The 5,772-nt window shown below is 70.9% G+C and carries 4 protein-coding genes and 1 pseudogene; 3 read left to right on the top strand and 2 right to left on the bottom strand.

The window, feature by feature from the left end; genetic code table 11:
• Together ABZT03_RS42705 and ABZT03_RS42700 are read right to left on the bottom strand one after the other, a co-directional pair.
• Positions 1-787, bottom strand: a 787-nt coding sequence (locus ABZT03_RS42705; RefSeq protein ID WP_356049521.1) for an SWIM zinc finger family protein, incomplete at its 3' end; no start/stop codon positions are given.
• 206 nt (positions 788-993) lie between these two features.
• Positions 994-3,981 carry an SNF2-related protein gene (locus ABZT03_RS42700; RefSeq protein ID WP_356049523.1) on the bottom strand — a complete coding sequence of 996 codons (2,988 nt, stop codon included), beginning with the start codon at positions 3,979-3,981 and terminating at the stop codon, positions 994-996.
• A 200-nt stretch (positions 3,982-4,181) separates the two neighbouring features.
• On the opposite strand from ABZT03_RS42700, the pseudogene ABZT03_RS42695 reads away from it, so the two are divergent.
• The 3 genes and pseudogenes from ABZT03_RS42695 to ABZT03_RS42685 form a co-directional block, all read left to right on the top strand.
• A pseudogene (locus ABZT03_RS42695) lies at positions 4,182-4,277 on the top strand (transposase); the annotation flags it as partial.
• 29 nt (positions 4,278-4,306) lie between these two features.
• Positions 4,307-4,480, top strand: a complete 174-nt coding sequence (locus tag ABZT03_RS42690) for a hypothetical protein (RefSeq protein WP_356049525.1) — start codon at positions 4,307-4,309, stop codon at positions 4,478-4,480.
• Entirely contained in the window at positions 4,468-5,406 is a 939-nt protein-coding gene (locus ABZT03_RS42685; protein ID WP_356049519.1) for an IS3 family transposase, read from the top strand. The genes ABZT03_RS42690 and ABZT03_RS42685 overlap by 13 nt, the downstream gene beginning before the upstream one ends.
• Positions 5,407-5,772 lie beyond the last annotated feature (366 nt).

Raw genomic sequence — 5,772 nt, 5'->3', positions numbered from 1 at the left:
CGGACGGCGGTCGGTCGGTGCTCTGGGCGATCCGGGCGAAGACCTCTATCTGGGGGTGCTCGGCGGCGATGCGCACAGCGTCCTGCCACTCCGTCAGGTCGACCGGATTCGGTGGTGTGTCGTCTGCCAGTGCGGCGGCGAGTTGGCGACGGGCGCGCTTGGCGGCGTCGGCGGCCAGGGTTTCCAGGGCCTGCGGATCGATGCCTGGGTCGGCGGGCCGGGATGATGCGAAGATGGGCGGGTGCCCGATGCGTTCGGGCAGGGGCGGCGGCCCGGGCAGGGGTGGCAGGTCGGCGCGCGCCGCGAAGGCCTCCCGGGCCGGTGTACCTGTGGGGGTGCGCGGGGACGGAACCGGCGCTGATACCGAGGCCGCCTTGGATGCGGCGTGGGCGGCGTTGCGGCGGGCGAGTTCGTCGAGCAGCTGGTGTTCGCCGCGGCCGCGCATCAGAAGCAGTACGAAGGGGTCCTCGTCCAGCAGGCGTGCGACCTGATAGCACAGAGCGGCGCCGTGCTTGCACGGGTAGCCCCAGTCGGGGCACGAACAGGACGGCTCCAGGTCGTTCGCGGACGGCAGCAACCGTACGCCCGCCGCCAGTGCGTCCTTGACCAGCTCGGTTGGCATGTCGCGGTCCAGCAGTGCGGCGATGTGCCCGGCGCGCGCCGCCACCGCGTCCAGGAGCCGGTCCCATTCCGCATCGCTGAGGACGGGAATCGCCAAGGCCACCCGGTAGGGCCGTGGCCTGCTGCCCTGCACCGGGGCGCTGATCCGGCCCGGGACCACGGTCATCTCGCCCACGGATCCGCGCCGCGCGTAGGTGCGACCGCGGGTGAGGCGGCCCGAGTCGAGTGAGCACTCCTCCAACGCCGACACCCACGCCTGGCCCCACCAGGTTGAGACGAAACCGCCCCGGCGGCCGGGAGCCGGAGGAAAGGGAGGGAAAATACGGGCGAGCTGATCCTGAGCCCGCCGCTTGGGCTTCGTCGGGTGCGGGCTCACGTGCGGCTTCCCCTCGTGATGCTCTGCCGGTCTGTGCTCTTGGGCGTGGTGTTGTGGCGCATCGTTACCAGTTCGGCCAGTTCGGCGTTGGAGAGTTCGGTGAGGGCCGCCTCGCCATGGCTCAGCACGGCGTCCGCGAGTCCCTTCTTCTGCTTGAGCATCTGAGCGATCCGGTCCTCGACCGTCCCTTCCGCGATCAGCCGGTGCACCTGCACCGGCTGGGTCTGGCCGATGCGGTATGCACGGTCGGTGGCCTGGTCTTCGACTGCCGGGTTCCACCATCGGTCGAAGTGGATGACGTGGCTGGCGCGGGTCAGGTTGAGGCCGGTGCCGGCGGCCTTGAGGGAGAGCAGAAAGACTTGCCGTTCGCCGCGCTGGAAGCGGTCGATCAACTCCTCGCGTTGCTTCACCGGCGTCCCCCCGTGCAAGAACTGCGCCGCCATGCCGCGAGCAGCCAGATGCTGCTCCAGCAGCCTGCCCATCTCGACGTACTGGGTGAAGACGAGCACCGAGCCCTCCTCAGCCACGATCGTATCCAGCAGCTCGTCGAGCAGCTCCAGCTTGCCGGAGCGTCCGGCTAGCTTCGCGTTCTTCTCCTTCAGGTACTGCGCCGGGTGGTTGCAGACCTGCTTCAGGCCGGTGAGCAGCTTCATCACCAGGCCGCGCCGGGCCATCCCGTCCGCCTCGCCGATCGCCGCCAGCGACTCGCGCACCAGCGCCTCGTACAACGACGCCTGCTCCTTCGTCAGCGATACAGGCTGGTCGGTCTCTGTCTTGGGCGGCAGCTCGGGGGCAATGCCGGGGTCCGACTTGCGGCGCCGCAAGAGGAAGGGGCGGACCAGGCGGGCGAGGCGGTTCGCACTCTCCTGATCGCCGTCGGCCTCGACCGCGCGGGCGAAGCGGTCGCGGAAGGCGGTGAGCGTGCCGAGCAGGCCAGGTGTCGTCCAGTCGAGCAGAGCCCACAGCTCGGAGAGGTTGTTCTCCACCGGGGTGCCGGTCAGCGCGATGCGCCCGGCGGCGGGGACGGTGCGCAGCGCCCGCGCGGTTTCCGAGTACGGGTTCTTGACGTGCTGCGCCTCGTCCGCAACCAGCAGGCCCCACGGCACAGCGGCGCTGGCCAGGCGCGCCGCGTCGCGGCGCAGTGTGCCGTACGTGGTGAGGACGAAGGCGTTCGGTGCGACGTCGTCCAGGGTGCGGCCCGGACCGTGGAAGCGCCGTACCGGGATGCCGGGGGCGAAGCGCTGCACTTCGCGCTCCCAGTTGCCGAGCAGGGACGTCGGACAGACCACCAGGGTGGGCCCCTGGGCCTTTCGCTCGTGGCGGCGCAGGTGGAGCGAGATCAGGGTGATCGTCTTGCCGAGGCCCATGTCGTCGGCGAGGCAGCAGCCCAGACCGAGACAGGTCATCCGGTCCAGCCAGGCAAGGCCCCGCAGCTGGTAGTTACGCAGAGTAGCTGCGAGCATGGCGGGCTGGCCGGCGGTTGCCGATGCGGCGTTAGGGTCCGCCTCCGGCTCGGCGATCCGCGCGCGCAGCTGTTCCAGGGCGCCGCCCGCGGTGACCGGCACCGGCCTGCCGTCGATCTCTACCTCGCCGGTCAGCGCCGCGCCCAGGGCGTCGATCGCGGACAGCTCGCGGCCGCGCTGCTTGCGGACCTTAGCGACCAGGGTCTGGTCGATCACCACCCACTGGTCGCGCAGCCGCACCACCGGACGGTGCGCCTCGACCAGGCGGTCCATCTCCTCCTCGGTCAGCGGCTGGCCGCCCAACGCCAACTGCCAGCGGAATTCGAGAAGCTGACCAGAGGAGAGGAAGGTCTCCAGGTCCGAGGGCGTCTTCTTGCGCCGGGGCGGCTCCAGCAGGCCGGTAGCGGTCAGCTCCTTCGCCAGGCCCTTTGGCAGGTGGACTTGGATTCCGGCTGCGGCCAGCCGCTCCGCGGCCTCGCCGAGCAGGTCCAGCAGCTCGTCGTCGGCGAGCTGCAGCACATCGGGCGCAGCCGCGGAGAGAAGGCGCGACAGCGGCTGCCATGCCTTCGCGCCGCGGCGCAGCGCCAGCAGCGCGTCGATACGGGTACGGGCGCCGAACTGCTCGAGGGCGGCCGCATCCCCGGCCCACAGCTCGCCCGCGTCGACGACCAGCGTGGGGTCAGCGAGGCTGTGCAGCTGCACCACGGCCCGGAACTCCGGCCCGCCGCGCTCGCCGTCATCTTCGCCGTCCCAGCTGCCGCCCGAGGCGGCGCCGTCTTCCTGCAGGCGCAGGGAGACGCGCACGCCCGCGTCCATCCCGGCGGCCACCTCGGCCGCCCACTGGCGCTGTTCAGGAATGGATACCGGCATCCGAGCGGCGAAGGCCGGATGGGCGGTCAGATGCCGTGCCGCCGGGGAGCGCGGCAGACCGTCCGCGACCGCGTCCAAAAAGGCGCGCAGCAGCGGCTCGGCGGCGGGCAGCGCCACGGGCGACGAACCCGGCAGCGGCACCGCGCGCGCCTCCGGCGGCATCGCCGCCGCCAGCTCGCGTATCCGGCGCACGTCGTCGCCATCCAGCGGACCGAGCCGCCAGGCGTCGAACCCAGCGGGGCTCAGCCCCGGCAGCAACCGCCCCCGCGCAGCCAGTTGAAGCGCAAGAAGGGTTCCCGCTCCCCACAACACGACGGAGGCAGAGGTATTGCCGCTTGGCACCATGGCGCGAGCGCGGGTGAGTACGGGCACCGCCTGCGCGACCCGCAGCAGCACCGCGGTCACCTTCCGCCGCCGGATCCCGTTCCCGTGCGGCCGCACAATGGTGAGCTCCTCCGGCTCCACATCGCAGCCGGGCAGCTCACCGCCGTCCGCCCGCCAGAACGCCACCCGGCCCTCCCTGGGCGGATCTCCAGGCAGGAAGACAGCCTCGCATACGCCGAGCACGGCGGAGGCAGCCGGCACAACCGCTGGCGGCTTCCGCTGCTCGGCAGGCTCGTCCACTTCGACGACCTGGAGGATACGCGCCATGATCGGATGCCCTTCGAGCCGGAGTGCGGGCATGCGCTGGAGTGACACCGTCACACCTTGTTATCGCGCATCCACAAGCTGTACGACCGAATGCTATCGGCCCGTGCCCCGCGCTCGCGGCGCGGACCAAGGACGCACGAGCATCAGTACACTGTGCTTCCCCTCGTAGCGTAGAGCCCTGACCCGACAAGGAGTTGAGGGTGGGGAAACGACGTAGCTACGACGCCGAGTTCCGTGAGGGAGCCGTGCGGATCGTGCTGGAAACCGGCAAGCCGGCCGCGGAGGTCGCGCGGGACCTGGGCGTGCACGAGGGCACGCTGCAGACGTGGGTGAGCAGGGCGCGTGGGGCCGCGGAGGCCGGCACGGGACCGTTGGAGAGTCCGAGCGGGAGGAGCTGCTCCGGCTTCGGGCGGAGACCCAGCGGCTGCGCAAGGACAACGTCGAGCTGGGGATGGAGCGTGATGTCCTCAAGCGATGCATGGTCCTGTGGGTGAAGTAGCCGAGGCGGACCCGGCGGTGCTCGTCGGGGTGATCGGCAACTGCAGGACCGAGGACGACATCCCGTACACCGTGGCCTGCCGGGTACTCGGCGTCTCCGAGGCCTGGTACTACAAGTGGCGCAAAAGACCCGCGAACCCGACGAAGCGTGAGGTCAGGCGCGCTGCGCTGACCGAGCGGATCGAGCACTTCTTCACCGCGTCCGGCAGAACCTACGGGTCACCGCGGATCACGCTCGACCTGTGGGCCGAGGGCTGTCAGGTGTCGGTGAACACGGTCGCCGAGATCATGGCCGAGCGGGGCTGGTACGGCCGCCCGCCGAAGAAGCGCAAGAGCCTGACCCGGCAGGGCAAGCGGAAGGCCGCCCGCGACCTGGTGGGCCGGCACTTCGACGCCGTCGCCCCCAACGTGCTTTGGGTGGGCGATATGACCGAGATCGATACCGTCGAGGGGAAACTGTACCTGGCGACGGTCATCGACCTGTTCTCCCGCCGCTGCCTGGGCTACGCGATGGGCGCCCACCACGACGCCGCCCCGGTCAGCGCGTCCCTGCAGATGGCGGCCGCGACCCGCGGCGGCACCGTGGACGGAGTGATCTTCCACAGCGACCGCGGCAGCGAGTACACGTCCGCGGTCTACAACGGCCTGTGTGACCGGCTGGGCGTGGTGCAGTCCATGGGCCGGGTCGGCTCGTGCTTCGACAACGCCGCCGCCGAGGCCTTCAACTCGCTGGTCAAGGTCGAGTACATCCACCGGCACCGCCTCACCACCCGAGCCGAGGCCCGACTGAAGATCGCGACGTGGATCGCCGGCTTCTACAACACCAGACGCAGGCACAGCCGCGCCGGCGGACTGCCGCCCGCGGAGTTCGAGCAGATGATCAGTCAGCAGCGTGCCCAAGCCCACCAGAGGGTCGAGGCCGCATAGAGAGGTCTCTACGCTTCCAGGGGATTGACAACAGGCCGCCGGCGGAACCGCGATCGCCGCCGCCCACGTCACCAGCCTGGCAGCCCTCCTCCTCGCCCACCACGACCACCTCCGCATCCCCCAGGCCCTGCCCCGCACCCCCACCCGCGCCGACCTCCTCCACCAGCTGCTGCGCACCGCCTGCCGCCCCCTACTCCACGTCGACCCCGCCCGCATCGGCGCCGGGATCATCGACGCACCCACCGCCCTCGGAATCCCCGCCACCTGGCAGCCCGAGCACCGCACCGACCAGTACGCGCACGCGGCCGGACCATACCCGCAAGCCTGACAGATTCCCCCCGAGACTCCGTCCCCGGCGAGGCGAAG

The organism is Streptomyces sp. NPDC005574 (assembly GCF_040605435.1).
Taxonomy (GTDB): domain Bacteria; phylum Actinomycetota; class Actinomycetes; order Streptomycetales; family Streptomycetaceae; genus Streptomyces.
Note: the sequence above shows the minus strand (reverse complement) of the source record. Positions and strands in the feature narration are given on the sequence as shown.